The sequence below is a fragment of the Janthinobacterium sp. GW822-FHT07A03 genome, from assembly GCF_058798815.1.
In genome coordinates this window covers 1,069,682-1,089,217 of sequence record NZ_JBXAKW010000001.1, presented here as the reverse complement: position 1 = coordinate 1,089,217, position 19,536 = coordinate 1,069,682, and the positions used below count along the sequence as shown (strand labels likewise).

General features: G+C 63.3%; 18 protein-coding genes. 4 read left to right on the top strand and 14 right to left on the bottom strand.

Going from position 1 to position 19,536, the window contains the following annotated elements:
* Positions 1-16 precede the first annotated feature (16 nt).
* The 5 genes from AC1RJW_RS04975 to AC1RJW_RS04955 all read right to left on the bottom strand — a co-directional run bounded on the left by AC1RJW_RS04975 (position 17) and on the right by AC1RJW_RS04955 (position 3,405).
* A complete protein-coding gene (locus AC1RJW_RS04975; RefSeq protein WP_493044207.1) occupies positions 17-256 on the bottom strand; it encodes a phage tail assembly chaperone in 240 nt (79 codons plus the stop codon).
* A gap of 104 nt (positions 257-360) precedes the next feature.
* On the bottom strand, positions 361-804 hold the full coding sequence (locus tag AC1RJW_RS04970; RefSeq protein WP_070289666.1) for a hypothetical protein: 444 nt from the start codon (positions 802-804) through the stop codon (positions 361-363).
* Between the two features lie 82 nt (positions 805-886).
* Positions 887-2,092 (bottom strand): phage tail tube protein, encoded by a 1,206-nt coding sequence (locus AC1RJW_RS04965; protein ID WP_493043920.1) that lies wholly within the window; start codon positions 2,090-2,092, stop codon positions 887-889.
* A gap of 331 nt (positions 2,093-2,423) precedes the next feature.
* Positions 2,424-2,966, bottom strand: coding sequence for a DnaJ-like cysteine-rich domain-containing protein (locus tag AC1RJW_RS04960; RefSeq protein ID WP_034783962.1), 543 nt, complete (start codon positions 2,964-2,966; stop codon positions 2,424-2,426).
* A gap of 25 nt (positions 2,967-2,991) precedes the next feature.
* Positions 2,992-3,405, bottom strand: a complete 414-nt coding sequence (locus tag AC1RJW_RS04955) for a FeoC-like transcriptional regulator (protein WP_493043918.1) — start codon at positions 3,403-3,405, stop codon at positions 2,992-2,994.
* A 149-nt stretch (positions 3,406-3,554) separates the two neighbouring features.
* On the opposite strand from AC1RJW_RS04955, the gene AC1RJW_RS04950 reads away from it, so the two are divergent.
* Positions 3,555-4,268 (top strand): S24 family peptidase, encoded by a 714-nt coding sequence (locus tag AC1RJW_RS04950; RefSeq protein ID WP_493043916.1) that lies wholly within the window; start codon positions 3,555-3,557, stop codon positions 4,266-4,268.
* A gap of 44 nt (positions 4,269-4,312) precedes the next feature.
* On the opposite strand, the gene AC1RJW_RS04945 is transcribed toward AC1RJW_RS04950, so the two are convergent.
* The 7 genes from AC1RJW_RS04945 to prpB all read right to left on the bottom strand — a co-directional run bounded on the left by AC1RJW_RS04945 (position 4,313) and on the right by prpB (position 15,200).
* Complete coding sequence (locus AC1RJW_RS04945; protein WP_493043914.1) at positions 4,313-6,199, bottom strand: propionate--CoA ligase; 1,887 nt, start codon at positions 6,197-6,199, stop codon at positions 4,313-4,315.
* Positions 6,200-6,259: 60 nt separating this feature from the next.
* Positions 6,260-7,486, bottom strand: coding sequence for a hypothetical protein (locus AC1RJW_RS04940; protein WP_493043913.1), 1,227 nt, complete (start codon positions 7,484-7,486; stop codon positions 6,260-6,262).
* Positions 7,487-7,495: 9 nt separating this feature from the next.
* Positions 7,496-9,052 (bottom strand): MBOAT family O-acyltransferase, encoded by a 1,557-nt coding sequence (locus tag AC1RJW_RS04935; RefSeq protein ID WP_493043910.1) that lies wholly within the window; start codon positions 9,050-9,052, stop codon positions 7,496-7,498.
* Between the two features lie 147 nt (positions 9,053-9,199).
* A complete protein-coding gene (gene prpF, locus AC1RJW_RS04930) occupies positions 9,200-10,399 on the bottom strand; it encodes a 2-methylaconitate cis-trans isomerase PrpF (RefSeq protein WP_493043908.1) in 1,200 nt (399 codons plus the stop codon).
* 61 nt (positions 10,400-10,460) lie between these two features.
* Entirely contained in the window at positions 10,461-13,055 is a 2,595-nt protein-coding gene (gene acnD, locus AC1RJW_RS04925; RefSeq protein WP_493043906.1) for a Fe/S-dependent 2-methylisocitrate dehydratase AcnD, read from the bottom strand.
* Positions 13,056-13,078: 23 nt separating this feature from the next.
* Positions 13,079-14,233 carry a bifunctional 2-methylcitrate synthase/citrate synthase gene (gene prpC, locus AC1RJW_RS04920; protein WP_493043904.1) on the bottom strand — a complete coding sequence of 385 codons (1,155 nt, stop codon included), beginning with the start codon at positions 14,231-14,233 and terminating at the stop codon, positions 13,079-13,081.
* Positions 14,234-14,312: 79 nt separating this feature from the next.
* Positions 14,313-15,200, bottom strand: a complete 888-nt coding sequence (gene prpB, locus AC1RJW_RS04915) for a methylisocitrate lyase (RefSeq protein ID WP_070220951.1) — start codon at positions 15,198-15,200, stop codon at positions 14,313-14,315.
* Between the two features lie 50 nt (positions 15,201-15,250).
* Between prpB and AC1RJW_RS04910 the strand changes: the two genes are divergently transcribed.
* The gene (locus tag AC1RJW_RS04910) at positions 15,251-15,508 is read left to right on the top strand and encodes a hypothetical protein (RefSeq protein WP_493043902.1); all 258 of its coding nucleotides are present in this window, start codon (positions 15,251-15,253) and stop codon (positions 15,506-15,508) included.
* A 66-nt stretch (positions 15,509-15,574) separates the two neighbouring features.
* On the opposite strand, the gene AC1RJW_RS04905 is transcribed toward AC1RJW_RS04910, so the two are convergent.
* Positions 15,575-15,823 (bottom strand): hypothetical protein, encoded by a 249-nt coding sequence (locus tag AC1RJW_RS04905; protein ID WP_493043900.1) that lies wholly within the window; start codon positions 15,821-15,823, stop codon positions 15,575-15,577.
* Between the two features lie 122 nt (positions 15,824-15,945).
* Positions 15,946-16,182 carry a hypothetical protein gene (locus AC1RJW_RS04900; protein WP_070257673.1) on the bottom strand — a complete coding sequence of 79 codons (237 nt, stop codon included), beginning with the start codon at positions 16,180-16,182 and terminating at the stop codon, positions 15,946-15,948.
* 178 nt (positions 16,183-16,360) lie between these two features.
* Between AC1RJW_RS04900 and AC1RJW_RS04895 the strand changes: the two genes are divergently transcribed.
* A complete protein-coding gene (locus AC1RJW_RS04895) occupies positions 16,361-17,218 on the top strand; it encodes an MBL fold metallo-hydrolase (RefSeq protein ID WP_493043898.1) in 858 nt (285 codons plus the stop codon).
* Positions 17,219-17,358: 140 nt separating this feature from the next.
* A complete protein-coding gene (locus AC1RJW_RS04890; RefSeq protein WP_493043896.1) occupies positions 17,359-19,494 on the top strand; it encodes a T6SS effector phospholipase Tle3 domain-containing protein in 2,136 nt (711 codons plus the stop codon).
* The last annotated feature ends 42 nt before the right edge of the window (positions 19,495-19,536 follow it).

Genomic DNA, 19,536 nt, shown 5'->3' with positions numbered 1-19,536 from the left:
GGTTGAAAAATGCGGGTCAGCCCGCCGCATGCTGGTGCGACAGGAACAGCGCGTCGAGCTGGTCCAGCAGCTGGTGCTCGAACGGCTCGATGGCGATGCCGTGTCGCGCCTGCCAAGCGAGGATTTCCATGCTGGCGATGGGGTTGACGGCCATGCCGTTCTGCCGCTTGCGGTTCAATTGCGCGAACCATTCCCACACGTGGGCCAGCTCGAACGGCATGGGCGGCGCCGCCTCTTCGGGCGGCGCGCGGTACAGCGGATGGCGCCGGGCGGCATCGATATGCTCGCCCTTGGCATGGCCATCGGCCGCCCGCGCACCGCGCTCGAACTGGTGCCCGGCGTAGCGCAGCAGGCTGGCCGTCAGAGTTTCAAAAAATTCGACTCGTTTTCCAGCGCCGTGGTCACTTTTTCCTGCCAGGTCGGGTATTTTTCAAAGGCCGCTTCCAGCAGCGCAGCATCGAGTGGCACGGGTGCGCCGTTGCTGGTGAAGCCGTACCAGCCCGTGACCACGGCCAACGCCAGGCGTTTCTGGTTGCCGTCGATCGCTTGCACCAGCAGTTCCGCGCCTTCGTCGGTGGAGGCGTCGATGGCCGTCTTGCGGCGCGCCGATTTTTTATAACCTTCTGCGCGCACGGCGTTGTTGGCCAGGCGGTATTGCTCGCTGTTCTTGCCGACGATGGTCAGGCCGGCCACCGCTTCGCCGTCCGCGTCGAAGATGACGGGCACGTCGAAGGTGACGGGCGTGGCAGCCGCGTGGATATTGCCGATGTCGAAACCTGCCTGGATTTTTTGTGCGTTGTTCATGTGTGCCGCTTTCTGAATGAATTCAATGGGATAAAAGGTAAAAGGGCCGCCTCACGGCGGCCCCGAAACAAGCGTCAGCCGCTTACAGCGCGCTGTCCTGGATGGTCAGGGTGGTCGCTTCATGCTGCGCATCGGCGCCCTTGTAGCGCAGGACGTCGAAGGCGCAGGTGACGATCTTGTTCTTCTCGCCGTCGTCGATCTTGGCCGAGGTGATCTTGATGCGGCCCATGGCCAGCGCCAGCACGTCGGCGGTTGGCGCCGTGCCCGACGCCATGGCGTAGGCCAGCGGGATTTCCGTCTCGGACTTGAAGTAGTCGAGGTAGGTGGTGTCCTGCAGCAGCACCGTGAACTGGCCCGAGCCCATCACCTTGCCGCGCGAGGCGGCCGTGGCGTACTTCGAGCCGATCACCGGGTCGACCTTGACCTGGCCGTCGAGCGAGACGGACATGCCGGTGCAGATCTGCGACGGGATGCCGTTCACGGACAGCATCGCCGTGGCGCCCGAAAACTTGCCGGTGCCCGGCGCGGCCAGCGGCGTGGGGAAGTACGGCACGGCCGTGGTCGGGCCTTCCGCCTTGCCCATCAGGGTGAAGTCCAGGCTGGTGATGCCGTTCGGCTGCACGGCGATATCCATCTTGCTGACCAGCTGGTCGACGAAGCTGCGGTGTACGCCGATCTTCGGGTCCTGCACTTCGGCCGTGAACCAGTCGGTGGTGTGGCCGCTCAAAGGGGTGAAGCTGCGCTTGCCCACCGCCGCCACGCCGACCGAGTCGCCGGCCGCCTTGACGATCATGGCCGAACCGTCCATGAACTGGCCATTCAGGTTGGTCGCCGTCACCGACGTGACGAAGAAGTTCTTCGCGTTGTTGGCGGCGGCCGGCGCCGTCATGCCGGTGATGCGCACCACGCTGCCGGCGCGGAAACCTTCTGCCAGCCAGGAACCGGCGCTGCGCGTCAGGCCGGAGGCGGCAGCAGCGATGGTGGTTTGCGCGGCAGCGACGCCGCCGGCCGTGAAGTCGCGGCGCAGCAGCGCTGCCATCAGCGGCGCGTAGGTGCCGCACGCCGCTTCCGCCTTGATGGCGCCCGTGGTGCGGAAATTGCCCAGGCGGGTATCGCCCTGCTGCTGGCTGGCGTCGATTTCGGCGCTCGCATATTTGTCCGCTTCCGTGTCGAAGGTGGCCGTGACGCGGGGATAAATCTGGCCGCCGCCGGCGGCGGCCTTGCTGCCTTCGGCGCTTTGTTTGCTGATAACGATCAAGCTGTCGATGCCGTTTGCTGTCGATGCCATAAGTAATACCTTTCGTGGGATGAAAAAAAAAGACCACAGATGTGGTCTTGAGGGGGGAACTGCCAAGTATCGGGAAAATAAAAAGCCCGCGCGCGGTGAGGCGGCGGGCTGGCGTCCGGATGGCGCGGGGCCGTGCCGGACGGAATGGGCGAAGGGGGCCATGAAGGCGGTTCGCTGCGCTGAATTCCCCTATCGGTGTCGCGCCGAAAGCGCGTCTATTACGAGTGGAGAAGCATGTGGTCCTGCGGTGTCGCGGTGTTGCTGTTGCTGCGTGATCGAGACTCTATTGTAGGGGCGTTTTTTGCATCACCAGGCATATTGCAGAATTTTTTCAGTGACCCAGGCGGCGCATGGCGCGGGCCCCGTGCGACTGGAAGATGCCTTCCAGCTCGCTGACCATATCCTTGATGCGTTCGAGCTCAAAGCCGCCGGAGCAGCTGATGGCCGCTTCGCCGGCACCGTGGCACGCCTTGCAGACGACCGGCGCGCCGGCCTGCATGGCGGCGACGACGCCCGTGCCGTGGCAAACCTTGCATTTGCTGTCGAGCCAATGCGCGAGCGACGCTTCGGCCACGCGGCGGTACAAGGTATTGGCGGCCTGCGCATCCCAGGCCGTCTGCGCCTTGACCCAGCGCCGCGCGCGGCCCTTCTGCGTCACGGCCGCCGTCCAGGCGCGCAGCAGCTGCGCCAGGTTGCCGGCATTGCCCTCGAACAGGCGGCTGACGGTGCCGTCCGCGTATTTGACACGGCACAGCAAGGCGCCCATGTCGCCGGCCAGCGCGGCGGCCGCGATCACGTCCAGGTCGTGGTGGACGGCGTCGTCGCGCAGGTTCTGCGACGACAGCGATGCGATGAATTTTTCTGCAAACCCCATGATTTTCTCCTCGTTGATTCTTATCTTAATTTTCCTGCGCCGGCCCGAACAGGGCCGCCACCAGCGGATCGCGGCGCGCCGCACCGCGTGGCCAGCTGGCCGTGCGGCGCACCTGCGGCGGCAGTTCGGCCCAGCCGTCGACCTCGTCGTCCTGTTCGCCCAAGGCGTATAGGGCGGGCCGCTGGCGCCCCGGTTCCGTGCAATGGCGCTGCGCCAGGTGGATCTGTCCCATGCCGCACATGTGGCGCAAATAGCGGCTCATGGTGCCCGCGTCGAGTCCCAGCAAGGCGGACAACTGCGCCGCGCTGGCCTGGCCCTGCTCGCGAATGTACTGCGCGATGCGGGCGATATGCAGCTGCGACTTCTTGCTGCGTCCCTGTAACTGGCGCCCCTGCCGCGGCACCGCCCTGCTTTCAACCGACTGACTGCTGTTCAACATCTGCCTGACCTCCCGTGGTGTCGCCAACCGGCAAACGCTGTAGTACGTTTGCGACAGGCAACAAGTAGACTTTATCAATCGCTAATGTTAAAGTCAAGCATTTGGTAATTTATCAAACGGTAAATTTCAGGTTTAATGTGGAGATGGATATGTATCAATACAGACGCGACCGCCTGCTGGCCCTGATCCGCGAGCACTACGACAACACGCGCAAGAAAATTTCCGACGTCAGCGGCTGGAGCGAGGCGCGCATCTCGCAAATCCTCTCGCCCACCTACCGCGAGGGACGCGCCTTCAGCGAAAAGATCGCACGCAAGCTGGAAGCGGACCTGCGGCTCGACAGCATGTACTTCGACCAGGGCGCGGCGCCCGACCAGGCGGCCATGGCCGCGCGCGCGCTGGCCGGCGTGCAGCCCGTGGTCGTGGAAGATGGCGAGGATGAACGCTTTTACCCGATCCGCAAGGTGAAGCTGCGCCTGTCGGCCGGCATCACGGGCTTTGCCATCGAGCCGGAAACGCACGACGGCAGCACCATCAGCGTGCCGCGCAGCTGGGTCGAGCGCAATGGCTACCACCCTGAAAAACTGGTGGCGATCAAGGTCAAGGGCGAGAGCATGGAGCCGGCCCTGTACGAGGACGACGTGGTGATCATCAATACGGCCGACAACCGGCCGGCCGACGGCATCGTGTTTGCCATCAACTACGAAGGCGAGCCGGTGGTCAAGCGCATGGCGCGCGATATCGGCGAATGGTGGCTGACGTCGGACAACCCCGACCAGCGCAAATACCACCGCAAGCTATGCCGCGGCAATGAATGCCTGATCGTGGGCAGGGTCGTGCGCAAGGAAAGCGACCGTATTTGAAAACGAGGTTTATCGATTGATAAACTTCGCTCCCGTCACGGCGCTTAAGCCAGCGCTGCCTGGATCTGCTGCAGCGATGCCGGATCGTCCATCGACGTCAGGTCGCCCGGACTGCGTCCTTCGCAGATGGCCTGGATCGAACGGCGCAGCAGCTTGCCCGAGCGCGTCTTCGGCAGCTGCGCCACGAACAGCACGCGCGCGGGCCGCGCCACGGCGCCCAGCTGGCGGTCGACCACGGCCATCACTTCGCGTTCCAGTACCGCCTTCGCCTCGACGCTGTCGAAGCCCTGCGGATTCTTCAGGATCACGAAAGCCATCGCCACCTGGCCTTTGAGCTTGTCTTCCACACCCACCACCGCCACTTCCGACACGTTCGGATGGCTGGAGATGCTTTCCTCGATTTCGCGCGTGCCCAGGCGGTGGCCGGCCACGTTGATCACGTCGTCGGTGCGGCCCAGAATAAAATAATAGCCGTCCGCATCGCGCACGCCCCAGTCGAAGGTGGAATACACTTGCCGACCGCTGAAGGTGGACCAGTAGGTGTCGACGAAACGAGCGTCGTCGCCGTAGACCGTCTGCATGCAGCCGGGCGGCAGCGGGCCTTCCAGCACCAGCACGCCCTTCTCGTCGGCACCGCACTCCTCGCCCGTCGCCTCGTTGAGCAGCCTGACCCGGTAGCCGTACATGGCCACGCCGGGGCTGCCCAGGCGCGTCGGCGTATTGGCAATCCCTTTCGCCACCGAGAGGATCGGCCAGCCCGTCTCCGTCTGCCAGTAGTTGTCGATGATGTCCACCTTCAGTTCGTCGGCGATCCACTGCGACGTGGTTTCATCGAGCGGCTCGCCCGCCAGGTACAGCGCTTTCAGGGAGGACAAGTCGTATTTGCGCATCAGTTCCACCGGGTGCTTGCGCAGCACGCGGATGGCCGTCGGCGCCGAGAACATGCGCGTGACCTTGTATTTTTCAACGATGCTCCACCAGATGCCAGCATCGGGGCAGATGGGCAAGCCTTCGTACAGGATGGTGGCCATGCCGGCGATCAGCGGGCCGTACACGATGTAGGAGTGGCCCACCACCCAGCCGATATCCGAGGTAGCAAAGAAGGTTTCGCCGGGCTTGCCGCAGAAGTTGTACTGCATCGACGAGGCCAGCGCCACCGCATAGCCGCCCACGTCGCGCTGCACGCCCTTGGGTTTGCCCGTCGTGCCCGAGGTGTACAGCACGTACGACGGCTCGTTCGATTCGAGCCAGGCAACGGGCACCTGCGCGTCCAGATGCTGCTCGCGCAGGGCCGCGTAATCGACGTCGCGGCCCGGCGTCCGTTCCATCGGCAGCATTTGGCGGTCGACCAGCAGCACGTACTGCGGCTTGTGCGCCGCGATGCGGATGGCTTCGTCGAGCAGCGGCTTGTAGGCAATCGCCTTGCCATTGCGCGAACCGGCATCGGCGGAAAATACCAGCTTGGGCTGCGCATCATCGATGCGGCTGGCCAGGCTGTTGGCGGCAAAGCCGCCGAACACCACGGAATGCACGGCGCCGATGCGGGCGCAAGCGAGCATGGCAAACGCCGCCTCGGCGATCATCGGCATGTAGATCAATACGCGGTCGCCCTTGACCACGCCGAGCGACAGCAAAATGGCGGCGCAGCGCTCCACTTCGCGCTGCAGCTCGCGAAAGCTGTAGCTGCGCTCCGTATTCGTTTCGGTGGAAATGGCGATCAGCGCGGCGGCATCGCCCTGGCTGTCCACCCAGCGGTCGACGGCGTTGTGGCACAGATTCGTGGTCCCGCCGACGAACCATTTGGCGAAAGGCGGGCGGGAATAATCGAGCACTTGCGAAAACGGGGTGTTCCAGTCGATCTTGTCGGCTTCCTCGCGCCAGAAAATGTCAGGCGTGTCGATCGAGCGTTGATAAAATGCTGCGAAATTCATGTCTCCTCCGGTAGGCGTGCAATCTGTGTTTTTTTGTTCGTGCATGTTCTGCTTATCTGTTCATCTGCTTCCTCCAGTGTGGCTATGCTGTGTGGCGAGCAGCCGCCTTGAAAACAATGCCGGCTGCGCCGCCGCGCAACTATTGCGTTCCTGCGCGATCCGCGCGCGGTTTTCCTCAAGGCTGGCGTCATCGAGCGGCATGCCAAACTGCCCATCGCCAGGCGCATGGTCCTGTGGCGACATCACGCGCCGCAGCACGATATCGCCCAGCGCCTTCTTGAAATGTCCGGCCTCCCAGTACCAGCGCGTGGCAGTGCTCCGCTCATTGGCGGCGGGTATCGGCTCGCAGTTGTATGCGCCATAGCCGCTGAAATCAGTGAGGGAAATATGCGCATCCGGGTAGCGCTCCTTGAGCGCGCCAATTTCCTGCACCAGCTGTGCTTTCCACAATTCGAACAGGGGCCACAGCCCCGCGGCCTCGAACATGGCAAGCATTTGCGCGTGATACGGATAGATCGCCAGCTTGATATCGGCCTCGGTGGCCGCCATCGCCAGCAAAAAGGTGCGCAGCAATTGAAAGTCTTCGGTGGCAAGGCCACGCGTCGATTTGCGGCGCAAATTGGCGGCGCTTTCCTGCGCCCGCTGCGTGAACATCTTGTGGTAGCCATCCCGGCGCGCATGGGCGCCGTACTCCAGCAAGGGATTGAAGCCATCGGCAGACAAGGTGTCCGCCTCATCGTCGTGCTGAATGCGCAGCGTGTGCGCGGCGTCCCGGATGGACGCCAGCGAAAAGAGCGCATCAAAGCGCCAGAAGGCGCGGCCATGCGCGGGCGCAGCGGCCGCTGGCGCCGGACGTGCGGACGGTGCGACGGCGGGATTGAGAAAATCGATGAATTCCATGCCCACGATGACCGTGCGTGGCTTGACGCCGGCCTGCAGCAATTGCGCGAACTGGCTGGCGGACGTGGCCAGTCCCGTGCCGGGAATCGCCAGGTTGTAGCCGGCACCGTGCCTTGAAAAAGCGCCGGCGCGCGGATCGAAGCCGATCTCGGCACGCGAGTTCCCCAAGATGACGAATTGCGGCCGCAGACGCAGCGCATGTTCCTGCTTGATCTGGTTTTGATAGCGGGTCAGCCCCGGCTTGACGGCATTGAAATGCTCGCGGCGCACGATCCCATACACGCCATACGGATCGACGATGAGCACAAAAGCGCAAACGATGATGGCGCCCGACACCAGCGAGAGAAGCAGCGTGAGCAGATAAAGCCTGAACGGGGGGCGTGTCATGGCCGCCCCCTAAAATTGAAAGTACAGGAACTCGGCCGGCCGGTTCAAGGCCAGCGTGCTCGCCAGCGCCAGCGCGGCGATGGCGGCGGCCCACGCCGGCGACGCGCGCCAGGTCAGCCAGCGCAAGACGCCCAACCCGCCCTGCCCCGCCACGGCCTGGCCCTCCCTGAAATCGAGCGCCGGCCCGAAGCGCCGCATGATCTGCTGCGTATTGGGCAAGGCGAAAACCAGCACGGCCGCCATCGCGATCCACGTCCAGCTTTCCATGAAGGCCGTGCCGCCTCCCAGATAAAACGACACGCCCAGCATCCCCAGCAAGGGCTGCACCGGCAGCAGATAGGGCGCCAGCGCATCGGGCAAGGCCAGCCCGAAACCGCCGGCCATGCCTTTTAATATTGTCAGGGCGCTGGCCATGTCGGGCGCGCGGAAGAAAACCCAGGCGATGCAGACGGCGGTGAAAGTGAGGCAAGTCGCCACGACATTCCCGCCGCGCGTACCGGACTGCAGGTGCAGCTGGCGCGCCACCGTGCTCCAGCCCTTGTGGATGACCAGGTAAGCGCCGTGCAGCGCCCCCCAGACGATGAAATTCCAGCCGGCGCCATGCCACAGGCCGCCCAGCACCATCGTGACCATCAGGTTCAGGTAGCGCCGCACGGGCCCGCAGCGGTTGCCGCCCAGCGGGATATACAGGTAATCGCGCAGGAAGCGCGACAGGGTCATGTGCCAGCGGCGCCAGAATTGCGCGATATTGCGCGCTTTATAGGGCGAGTCAAAATTGAGCGGCAGGCGCACGCCGAACAGGCGCGACAAGCCGATGGCCATGTCGGAATAGCCGGAGAAATCGAAGTACAGCTGGAACGCGTATGCCAGTACCCCGCCCCAGGCGACCAGCAGCGATGGCGCGGCCGGGTCGCTGAACAGCGGTGCCGCATACGGGCCGATGTTATCGGCGACCAGCACTTTCTTCGCCAGCCCGATGACGAAAATGGTCGCGCCGATGGCCACATTCCTGGCCGAGAGGCGGAAAATCCGCTTGTCGGCAAATTGCGGCATCATTTCCTTGTGGTGCAATACGGGGCCGGCGATCAGGTGCGGGAAATAGGTGACGAACAGCAGATAGTGGACAAAGCGGCTTTCCTGCGCCTTGCCCTGGTAGGTGTCGACCAGGAAGGCGATCTGCGTAAAGGTGAAAAACGAGATGCCGATGGGCAGCACCACATGCAGGACGGGCAGCGGCTGCGCCAGCAGGTCCGCCACGCTGGCAACAAAGAAGCCCGCATACTTGTAATAGGCAAGCAGGCCCAGATTGGCGGCGATGGCCCCGATCAACAGGCCCTTGCGGTGGCGGATGCGTCCAGGCCCCAGCCGATCCGCGCACGCGTAGTTGAAGACGATGGAGGCGAGCAGCAGCGGCAGGTAGCGGTAATCCCACCAGCCATAGAAAAACAGCGAGGCGCCGGCCAGCCAGGCGGTGGCCCACACCTGGCTGCGCCGTCCCAGGATGAAAAATCCGGCCACCGTGATGGGCAGATAGGCAAACAGGAAGACGTAGGAGTTAAATAGCATCGATTGTTCACCAGTCAGGAAGCATGGGAGGCCGCCACCGCACGCGCATCACGGCTGACGCTCCCCCATTCTCCTTGTCGCTCAGTTTCTTTGCTAGCAGAAATATCAACTGATTTGCATGCGCATCCGCCTATTTGTGCTGGCAGCTTAAAACGCGTCGCCGGGAATGCGTACGCTGCCCTCCATCAGCACGCGCGCGCTGCGGCTCATGATGGCCTTGGTGACGCTCCAGACGCCATCGGCCAGCGCCGCTTCCGCCCCCACCGTCAGGGTGCCGGACGGGTGGCCGAAGCGCACGGAGTTGCGGGGACCGCCGCCGGCCGCCAGGTTCACCAGGGTGCCGGGAATGGCCGCCGCCGTGCCGATGGCAACTGCCGCCGTGCCCATCATGGCATGGTGCAGCTTGCCCATGGACAGAGCGCGCACCAGCAGGTCGATCTCGCCCGCTTCCACCTTTTTCCCGCTGGACGAGACATAGCCGGCCGGCCGGGCGACAAAGGCCACCTTCGGCGTGTGCTGGCGCTTCGCCGCTTCATCGAGATGGGAAATCAAACCCATGCGCAGAGCGCCATGCGCACGGATGGTCTCGAAACGGGCCAGCGCGGCCGGATCGCCATTGATGGCGTCCTGCAGTTCCGTGCCCGTGTAGCCGATGGCGTCCGCGTTGACAAAAATCGTCGGGATGCCGGCGTTGATCATCGTGACTTTCAACACGCCGATGCCGGGCACGTCGAGGTCATCGACGAGGTTGCCGGTAGGGAACATGGCCGAGCTGCCACCATCGCCGCCCTCCTCGTCCGCGGCCGGATCGAGGAATTCCAATTTCACTTCGGCAGCCGGGAAGGTCACGCCATCGAGTTCGAAGTCGCCCGTTTCCTGGACTTCGCCCTGCGTCATGGGAACGTGGGCGATGATGGTCTTGCCGATATTGGCTTGCCAGATGCGCACCGTGGCGATGCCGTCGGCAGGCACGCGGGACGCGTCCAGCAAGCCGCTGGCAATGGCGAACGAACCGACGGCGGCCGACAGGTTGCCGCAATTGCCGCTCCAGTCGACGAAAGGCTTGTCGATAGAAACCTGGCCGAACAGGTAGTCGACGTCGTGCTCCGGCTTCGTGCTTTTCGCCAGGATCACCGTCTTGCTGGTGCTCGACGTGGCGCCGCCCATGCCGTCGATCTGCTTGCCGTAGGGGTCGGGGCTGCCGATCACGCGCAGCAGGAGCGCATCGCGCGCCGCGCCCGGTACTTGAGCGCTGGCCGGCAAATCCTGCAGGCGGAAGAACACGCCCTTGCTGGTGCCGCCGCGCATATAGGTGGCGGGGATCTTGATTTGGGGTACGTGGGTCATGAAATTTCCTGAAAAGCCGGGCAGCGCGCGCCTGCGCGCCACCCGGTAAATGACGAACTGCTTACGCTGCTTTGGACGATTCGAGGAAATCCTGCGCGAATCGTTGAAGAACGCCGCCCGCCTCGTAGATCGACACCTCTTCCGCCGTATCGAGGCGGCAGGTGACGGGCACGTCGACCGTTTCGCCGTTCTTGCGATGGATCAACAAGGTCAAGGTGGAGCGCGGCGTGCGCTCGCCCACGACGTCGTAGGTTTCGCTGCCGTCCAGGCCCAGGGTCTTGCGGTTCACGCCAGGGAGGAATTCCAGCGGCAAGACGCCCATGCCCACCAGGTTGGTGCGGTGGATGCGTTCAAAACCTTCGGCCACGATGGCTTCCACGCCGGCCAGGCGCACGCCCTTGGCGGCCCAGTCGCGCGAGGAACCCTGGCCATAGTCGGCGCCGGCGATGATGATCAATGGCTGCTTGCGCTCCATGTACACCTCGATGGCTTCCCACATGCGCGAGATTTTTCCTTCCGGCTCGATGCGCGTGAGCGAACCGGCCTTCACTTTACCGTCCTCGACGACCATCTCGTTCTTCAGGGTCGGGTTGGCGAACGTGGCGCGCTGCGCCGTCAGATGGTCGCCCCGGTGCGTGGCGTAGGAATTGAAGTCTTCCTCGGGCAAACCCATCTTCGCCAGGTACTCGCCGGCCGCGCTGTCGAGCATGATGGCGTTCGATGGCGACAAGTGGTCGGTGGTGATGTTGTCGCCCAGGACGGCCAGCGGACGCATGCCTTTCAACGGCCTTGCGCCGGCCAGCGCGCCTTCCCAGTACGGCGGACGGCGGATATACGTCGTTTGCGGACGCCAGTCGTACAACGGGCTGACCTTGATGCCATCGTCCGCCTGCGCGGCGAACATGGGAATGTACACCTTGCGGAACTGCTCGGGCTTGACGCTGGACGCGACGATGGCGTCGATTTCCTCGTCGGACGGCCAGATATCCTTGAGCAGAATGGCCTTGCCATCCGCGTCATGGCCCAGCACATCCTTCTCGATATCGAAGCGGATGGTGCCGGCGATCGCGTAGGCCACCACCAGCGGCGGCGAGGCGAGGAAAGCCTGTTTCGCGTACGGGTGGATGCGGCCGTCGAAGTTGCGGTTGCCCGACAGGACGGCCGTGGCGTACAGGTCGCGCGACACCACTTCGTCCTGGATCACGGGGTCGAGCGCGCCCGACATGCCGTTGCACGAGGTGCAGGCAAACGCCACCACGCCGAAGCCCAATGTTTCGAGTTCCGGCATCAGGCCCGCTTCCTGCAGATACAGTTCCACGGTTTTCGATCCTGGCGCCAGCGACGATTTGACCCAAGGCTTGCGCGTCAGGCCGAGGCGGTTCGCATTGCGCGCGATCAAACCGGCGGCGATCATGTTGCGCGGGTTGTTCGTATTGGTGCAGCTGGTGATGGCGGCGATGATGACGGCGCCATCCGGCATCTTGCCCGGTTCGTTTTCCACCACGCCGGAGATCCCGCGCGCGGCCAGTTCCGACGTCGGCACGCGGTTGTGCGGATTCGACGGCCCGGCGATATTGCGCACCACGGACGACAGGTCAAACGTCAGCACGCGCTCGTACTCGGCGTCGGCCAGGCTGTCGGCCCACAGGCCCGTTTCCTTCGCATACAGCTCCACCAGTTTCACCAGTTCGTCGTCGCGGCCCGTCAGCTTCAGATACTTGATGGTTTGCGCGTCGATGTAGAACATGGCGGCCGTGGCGCCGAATTCCGGTGCCATGTTGGAAATCGTGGCGCGATCGCCCAGGGTCAGGTGCGAGGCACCCTCGCCAAAGAATTCCAGGTAGGACGAGACGACCTTCTGCTTGCGCAGGAACTCCGTCAGCGCCAGCACGGTGTCGGTCGCCGTGATGCCCGGCTGCGGCTTGCCCGTCAGCTTGACGCCGATGATGTCGGGCAAACGCATCCACGAGGCGCGGCCCAGCATCACGCTTTCCGCTTCCAGGCCGCCCACGCCGATGGCGATCACGCCCAGCGCGTCGACCATCGGCGTGTGCGAATCCGTACCCACCAATGTATCAGGATAGGCTACACCATTTTGCACCTGGATCACTGGCGACATGCGCTCAAGATTGATCTGGTGCAAGATGCCGTTGCCTGGTGGAATCACATCAACGTTCTTGAACGCTTTTTTCGTCCAGTCGATGAAGTCGAAACGGTCTTCGTTGCGGCGGTCTTCGATGGCGCGGTTCTTGGCGAAGGCGTCGGGGTCGAAACCGCCGCATTCGACGGCCAGCGAATGGTCGACCACCAGCTGCGTCGGCACCACCGGGTTGACCAGGGCCGGGTCGCCGCCCTGGGCCGCGATGGCGTCGCGCAGGCCGGCCAGGTCGACCAGGGCCGTCTGGCCCAGGATGTCATGGCAGACGACGCGGGCGGGAAACCACGGAAAGTCCAGGTCGCGGCGGCGTTCGATGAACTGGCTCAGCGACGCGTTCAGGGTGGCCGGGTCGCAGCGGCGCACGAGGTTTTCGGCCAGCACGCGCGAGGTGTAGGGCAAGGTGGCGTAGGCGCCTGGCTGGATCGCATCGACGGCGGCGCGCGTGTCGAAGTAGTCTAGCTGGGTGCCCGGCAAGGGTTTGCGGTGCAGGGTATTCATGGGGATACTCATTGCTGTGCTCATTATTTGCGGTCCTTGATCGGCACGAATTCCAGGTCTTCAGGACCCACGTAATTGGCGCTCGGGCGGATGATCTTGTTGTCGATGCGCTGTTCGATGATGTGGGCGGCCCAGCCCGAGGTGCGCGAGATGACGAACAGCGGCGTGAACATCGCCGTCGGCACGCCCATCATGTGGTACGACACGGCCGAGAACCAGTCCAGGTTCGGGAACATGTTCTTGATTTCCCACATGACCGATTCCAGGCGCTCGGCGATGTCGAACATCTTGGTCGAACCCGCTTCCAGCGACAGATTGCGCGCCACTTCCTTGATAACCACGTTGCGCGGGTCGGAAATCGTGTAGACGGGGTGGCCGAAGCCGATCACCACTTCCTTGTTGGCGACGCGTTCGCGGATATCCGCTTCCGCTTCGTCGGGGTTGTCGTAGCGCTTCTGGATCTCCAGCGCCACTTCGTTGGCGCCGCCGTGTTTCGGGCCGCGCAGCGCGCCGATGGCGCCCGTGATGGCCGAATGGATGTCCGAACCCGTGCCGGCGATGACGCGGCTGGTGAAGGTCGAGGCGTTGAATTCGTGTTCCGCGTACAGGATCAGCGAGGTGTGCATGGCTTTTTCCCACGACGCCGACGGTTTTTCGCCGTGCAGCAGGTGCAGGAAGTGGCCGCCGATCGAGTCGTCGTCCGTTTCCACTTCGATGCGCTTGCCGTTATGGCTGTAGTGGTACCAGTACAGCAGCATGGAGCCGAACGATGCCATCAGGCGGTCGGCGATGTCGCGCGCGCCCGGCGCGTTATGATCGTCCTTTTCCGGCAGCGCGCAGCCCAGCACGGACACGCCCGTGCGCATCACGTCCATCGGGTGGGCGGCGGCCGGCAGCGCTTCCAGCGCCAGTTTCACTGCCGACGGCAAGCCGCGCAAGGACTTCAGCTTGGCCTTGTAGCCCTTCAGTTCCGCAGAGGTCGGCAGCTTGCCGTGCACCAGCAGGTAGGCGATTTCCTCGAATTCGCAGCTGTCGGCCACGTCCAGGATGTCGTAGCCGCGGTAGTGCAAATCGTTGCCGGTCTTGCCGACCGAACACAGCGCCGTGTTGCCGGCGGTGACGCCGGACAGGGCGACGGATTTTTTAGGCTTGAAAGTGGCGGCTTGCGGTGCGGTCATTGTGTTCTCCAGATTGAATAGTCTCGGGTGCGTCACTGCGGGACCGGCATGCGGTCCCTGCTTCTTTACTTATTTCTGCTTATTTCTTTTGCGCGGCGAACAGCGCGTCCAGTTTCTGCTCAAAATCATGATAGTTGATCGATTCATACAGTTCCATGCGCGTCTGCATGGTGTCGACGACATTCTTTTGCGTGCCGTCGCGGCGCAGCGCCTGGTAGACGTTTTCCGCCGCCTTGTTCATGGCGCGGAAGGCCGACAGCGGGTACAGGGCCAGGCCCACGTGGGCGCTGCGCAGCTCGTCCAGGGTGAACAGCGGCGTGGAACCGAATTCCGTGATGTTGGCCAGGATCGGCACGTTGACGGCCTTGGCGAAGGTGGCGTACATGTCCAGGTCCGTGATGGCTTCCGGGAAGATCATGTCGGCGCCCGCCTCGACGCAGGCGACGGCGCGTTCCAGTGCCGCTTCCAGGCCATCGACGGCCAGCGCATCGGTACGCGCCATGATGACGAAATTCGGGTCCGTGCGCGCATCGACGGCCGCCTTGATGCGGTCGACCATCTCTTCCTTGCTGACGATTTCCTTGCCCGGACGGTGGCCGCAGCGCTTGGCGCCCACCTGGTCTTCGATGTGCAAGCCGGCCGCGCCGAACTTGATCATCGATTTCACCGTGCGCGCCACGTTGAAGGCAGAGGCGCCGAAGCCCGTATCGGCGTCGACCAGCAGCGGCAGGTCGCACACGTCGGTGATGCGGCGGATGTCGGTCAGCACGTCGTCCAGGCTGGAAATGCCCAGATCGGGCAGGCCCAGCGAGCCGGCCGCGACGCCGCCGCCGGACAGGTAGATGGCTTTATAGCCGGCGCGCTTGGCCAGCAAGGCGTGGTTGGCGTTGATGGCGCCGACGACTTGCAACGGGGATTCTTCCTGGACGGCCTTGCGGAATGCGGCACCTGCGGAGTATTGAGTCATGTGTTCACCTTATGGGTTTCGGATGGTCCCGAATGTTTCACGGAGTGGCTATGCACACTGGTATTGCAAATGCCGTGCCAGGGCCATCCAGGCAGGCGAAAAAGCCGCTGCCGCAGAGTGAAAACACAGGGAAGATGCCCATTTGGCGTCGCGTCGCAGCTGTCGCGCTGCGGAACAGCGATGTCACGTTTGGCGTCAAAAACGTTTCATTATTGTTTCATGTAATCCATTTTGAAACATTAAATGAAACATGCAACACCCCGGAAAACAGCAACGACGAGGGCCAGGGCTGGCAAGGCGCGCAATAAAAACAGCCGGCGGGCGCCGGCTGAGAGTAAGACGAGTGATGAATACGAGTGCTACTCGAGGGCAAACTAGGCCAGCCGCACCAGCGGATTGGCGATGATGTTGTCGATCTGGCGCACGGCTTCTTCGCAGGCGGCGGCAATGGCGCCTTCCTCGTCGTCGCGCACGAACTGCATGGTCGAGCCTTCGAATACTTCCAGGCCTTCCGCGGTGGCGCGTTCGATATCGCAACTGGCCGACCATTTGCCATCGGTGGTGGGCACGGCCAGGGGAACGATTTCCCAGCCTTTATAGTGAATGTTAGAACTGCTATTCATGGGGTGCCTCCTTTGACTGACTCAATACTGGAAATCGTAGCATGAAGCGGGACCGCTAGCGACGTGTTTCACGCGTCGGCGCGCGGTCAGGCCGACTTTCAGGCTAAACGATTTACGCTGGCTCAAGGACGCAGCAGATTATCCACTTCCGTCCTGGCCACTTCCAGGCCCGCCGTGCAGGCGGTTTCGGGCGCCGCGTAGCCGCCCAGGGTGCGGCTGCGCGTGATGGCCTGCGCTTCCGGCTCGCCCTCGCGCTGCAGGCGGTAGGTAAAATCCCATAAATCGTCGTTGTCCTTTTGCGGGGTCACGGAAATCGTAAAACCACGGTACTGTTCGCTGCGTGCAGTGATATCGTTCATGAATTCCTCCTTGGAAGAATGAGGTTACCATGCTGCAAGCGTCAGGGTGCGCACGACTGTGACGGGCGCATGCATGCCCGCATATCTGTTTTTCGCATGTCAAATGTCGATTTGCAGCATTTTTTTAGCGAACTCTGGCGATATAATGCCATTCCCTTGCCCGTCCCTTGCCGCCGTGATGACTCCACAAATCCAAGCTTTCTTCGACCCCGCCACCGCCACCGTCACCTACGTTGTCTACGAAGCCGATGGCCGGGACTGCGCCATCATCGATTCCGTGCTCGACTACGATCCCAAGGCGGGCCGCACCTCCACCGCCTCGGCCGACAAGGTGATCGCCTTCGTGCGCGAACATGGCTTGCAGTGCCGCTGGCTGCTGGAAACCCACGCGCACGCCGACCACCTGTCCGCCGCGCCCTACCTGCAGCAGCAGCTGGGTGGCGACGTGGCCATCGGCGCCGCCATCCAGACGGTGCAGCAGGCGTTCGCCGCCGTCTACCATCAGGATGACGCCAGGGCCGACGGCTCGCAGTTCGACCAGCTGTTCGCGCCCGACCAGGTGTTTCATATCGGCAAGCTGGAAGTGCGCGCGCTGCACGTGCCCGGCCACACGCCGGCCGACCTGGCGTACCAGATCGGTGACGCCGTCTTCGTGGGCGACACCCTGTTCATGCCGGACGTGGGCTCGGCCCGCTGCGATTTCCCCGGCGGTTCCGCTACCCTGCTGTACCGCTCCGTGCAGCGCCTGCTGGCGCTGCCGCCGCAAACCCGGCTGTTCATGTGCCACGACTACCCGCCCAACGGCCGCGCGCCGCGCTGGGAAGTGACGGTGGCCGAACAGCGCGCCAGCAACATCCACTTGCGCGACGGCATCACGGAAGACCAATTCGTGGCCATGCGCACGGGCCGCGACGCCACCCTCGACATGCCGACCCTGATCCTGCCCGCCATCCAGGTCAACATCAACGCGGGCAAGCTGCCCGAGCCGGAAGACAACGGCGTGCGCTATCTCAAGATACCGCTGAACGCGATCTGATTCCTGCGGGTACCCGTCCCCGCCGCTCCTCCTTTCTTGACATCACGCAAGTTCCACCCCGGGCATTCCGCATACAGTGCAGATTGCCCGGGCTCGCCTGGGCGCCGCTTTTTCCTGTTGAACCTTGACGGAGCGCCCACATGCTTCCCGACTACACGCCAGGCGCCGACTGCCTGCTGCTGGCCGAAGCCGAAGGCACGGCCTTGTTCAGCCATGCGCTGCTCAAGGCCGTCACGCGCCTGCCGCGTCCCGGCATCGTCATCTTCGTGCATGGCGTCAATTCCGATGGCGAATGGTATGAGCAGGCCGAGCAAGGCCTGTGCGCCGGGCTGAATGCCCGTCTGAAGCGCCGCGACGAAGACCTGGAGATCCCGGGCCCGGCCGCCGGAAAGATGCAGGCCGCCACTTACGCACGCGAACTGACGGATGACGGCTTCCTCAATCCCAAGCGCAACGCCACTACCTTTCTGCAGCCGGACGACGCCAATTCGCCCGTGATCCGCTTTCGCTGGGGCTACAAGGCCAACGGCGAAGAGTTGCAGGCATTCGGCGACGGCATCTATCTCAACGAAAAGAATTACTGGGGCGGCGGACCGTTCGCCAACGGCTGCAGCGCCCTGCCTGAGCTGTGGGGCCAGGGCTTGTCGGAGGAGCTGTTCCTGTGGATGCATATCCAGCACATGAACCCGACGAATGACCGGCAAGTGTATGCCTGCCCGCCGCGCCCGTACTTCGTTTTCGCCGCCTGGCGCCTGGCGCGGCTCGTGCAGTCGATCAGGGCATGCCAGCACGACGCGCCCGTCACCATCGTCTGCCATAGCCAGGGCAATATGGTGGCCATGGCGGCCGCCTTTCTCGGCGAAACGCTGGGCGCCTCCGCCGTGGCCGACAGTTACGTGCTGTGCAACCCGCCCTACAGCTTGCTCGACAGCAACTTCACGGAAAACTGGGTCAGCGGCCATCTGAAGGATGAGCACGGCAACACGGGCCGGCAAAAATATGAGGCGCGCACGCAAACCTTGAAAGCGTTTTTCAATATCCTGCGCACCCGCTCGGCTATGCAGCAGGATGCCGCCTTTGTCGATGAGTGCAGCGCGAATCGCAAGCCTGCGCGCAAGGACAGCTATACGGCCGCGTCCGACCGCGCAGACTACGGCTTGCAGGGTTCCACCTATGGCAGGGTTACCTTGTATTTCAATCCGCACGACCAGGTGATTTCCGCCACGCCCGTGCAGGGCATAGGCTGGCGCGGCATGTCGGCACAGGAAATTGCCGATACGGGCGGCGAAGGGGTCTTCACCCAGCGCGTGTTTGCGCAAAATCACCTTGTCGGCCAGGAAAATGAGAAGGACTATGACATCTGGCAGCGCAATGGCCAGCCCTTGACGCCGGACAGCCTCGATTTCTGGCACCCGCGCTCGCTGATCGCCGAGTACTCGATCGAGAAGGGCATGCGGGCCAGCAAAGGCATCGGCCGCAAGATACTGACCTTTCTGTTTGCGCCCATAGTCATCATTCTCGCCAAGACTGCAGGCACGCGCATCAACGCCCTGCCGCCCAAGACCTGGCGGCTGCCGATGAAGGCGCCCAGGCTGCCCGAGCCCTTCCTGCCCCATTCGAAACGCTTTGCCGATACGAGCGAACAATTTGACGAAGACTGCGATGCGCCCGCCGACTCCCTGCACAAGGACCGCGCCGCCGAAGCCGACGATGCGTATGCGCCTTACCGATCCCTGGGCAAGGGCGACGCGCAGACCGAGGCGGCGCTGCGCTACGAACAGAATGGCATGCTGCGCATGCAGGCCAGGCGCGACGGCTGGGTCGAAAAAGGCAAGCCGGTGACGGCGGTGGACGAGCCGGAAGAGGCTTCCAAAGAATTCAATGCCTGGCGCAAGAACGAAATCCAGAGCTACCTGGCCGCCAATATCGACACCCACGCCACCGATCACTCGACCATCATGACCAATCCCGAGCATGCGGAAAAGGCGCTGGCGTATGACGTGGCGGTGGGGGTGTGCACGATCGGGCAGGAGGCGTTGCGGGAATTAAGGGTTGCGGCGGATTGGCAAATACTAAGAGGACTGGAGAATACCGACAAAAACAAAGAATTTTTCGAGTATTACAACAAGGGAAAATTTAAAGGCGTACCTCTGTTTGAATGGGCAAACGACAAAGATAGCCCCGCCAAAAAGCCGGAAAGCATCAGTGACGAGCGCCAGAATGCCAGGCCTGCCGCCCCTTCCACCAACTTTGCACTGAGGACTGACGGTGCGTAAGTTCATTGCCACGCCGCGCCAGCGATTGGCCTGGGCGCTTAC

Excerpts from the sequence above, each read along its gene's own strand:
- prpC (WP_493043904.1), bottom strand. The coding sequence starts at position 14,233 with ATGACCGCACCGCAAGCCGCCACTTTCAAGCCTAAAAAATCCGTCGCC.
- AC1RJW_RS04890 (WP_493043896.1), top strand. The coding sequence starts at position 17,359 with ATGCTTCCCGACTACACGCCAGGCGCCGACTGCCTGCTGCTGGCCGAA.
- AC1RJW_RS04895 (WP_493043898.1), top strand. The coding sequence starts at position 16,361 with ATGACTCCACAAATCCAAGCTTTCTTCGACCCCGCCACCGCCACCGTC.
- AC1RJW_RS04900 (WP_070257673.1), bottom strand. The coding sequence starts at position 16,182 with ATGAACGATATCACTGCACGCAGCGAACAGTACCGTGGTTTTACGATT.
- prpB (WP_070220951.1), bottom strand. The coding sequence starts at position 15,200 with ATGACTCAATACTCCGCAGGTGCCGCATTCCGCAAGGCCGTCCAGGAA.
- acnD (WP_493043906.1), bottom strand. The coding sequence starts at position 13,055 with ATGAATACCCTGCACCGCAAACCCTTGCCGGGCACCCAGCTAGACTAC.
- AC1RJW_RS04965 (WP_493043920.1), bottom strand. The coding sequence starts at position 2,092 with ATGGCATCGACAGCAAACGGCATCGACAGCTTGATCGTTATCAGCAAA.
- AC1RJW_RS04955 (WP_493043918.1), bottom strand. The coding sequence starts at position 3,405 with ATGTTGAACAGCAGTCAGTCGGTTGAAAGCAGGGCGGTGCCGCGGCAG.
- AC1RJW_RS04970 (WP_070289666.1), bottom strand. The coding sequence starts at position 804 with ATGAACAACGCACAAAAAATCCAGGCAGGTTTCGACATCGGCAATATC.
- AC1RJW_RS04940 (WP_493043913.1), bottom strand. The coding sequence starts at position 7,486 with ATGACACGCCCCCCGTTCAGGCTTTATCTGCTCACGCTGCTTCTCTCG.
- AC1RJW_RS04935 (WP_493043910.1), bottom strand. The coding sequence starts at position 9,052 with ATGCTATTTAACTCCTACGTCTTCCTGTTTGCCTATCTGCCCATCACG.
- AC1RJW_RS04960 (WP_034783962.1), bottom strand. The coding sequence starts at position 2,966 with ATGGGGTTTGCAGAAAAATTCATCGCATCGCTGTCGTCGCAGAACCTG.
- prpF (WP_493043908.1), bottom strand. The coding sequence starts at position 10,399 with ATGACCCACGTACCCCAAATCAAGATCCCCGCCACCTATATGCGCGGC.
- AC1RJW_RS04950 (WP_493043916.1), top strand. The coding sequence starts at position 3,555 with ATGTATCAATACAGACGCGACCGCCTGCTGGCCCTGATCCGCGAGCAC.
- AC1RJW_RS04945 (WP_493043914.1), bottom strand. The coding sequence starts at position 6,199 with ATGAATTTCGCAGCATTTTATCAACGCTCGATCGACACGCCTGACATT.
- AC1RJW_RS04905 (WP_493043900.1), bottom strand. The coding sequence starts at position 15,823 with ATGAATAGCAGTTCTAACATTCACTATAAAGGCTGGGAAATCGTTCCC.
- AC1RJW_RS04910 (WP_493043902.1), top strand. The coding sequence starts at position 15,251 with ATGCACACTGGTATTGCAAATGCCGTGCCAGGGCCATCCAGGCAGGCG.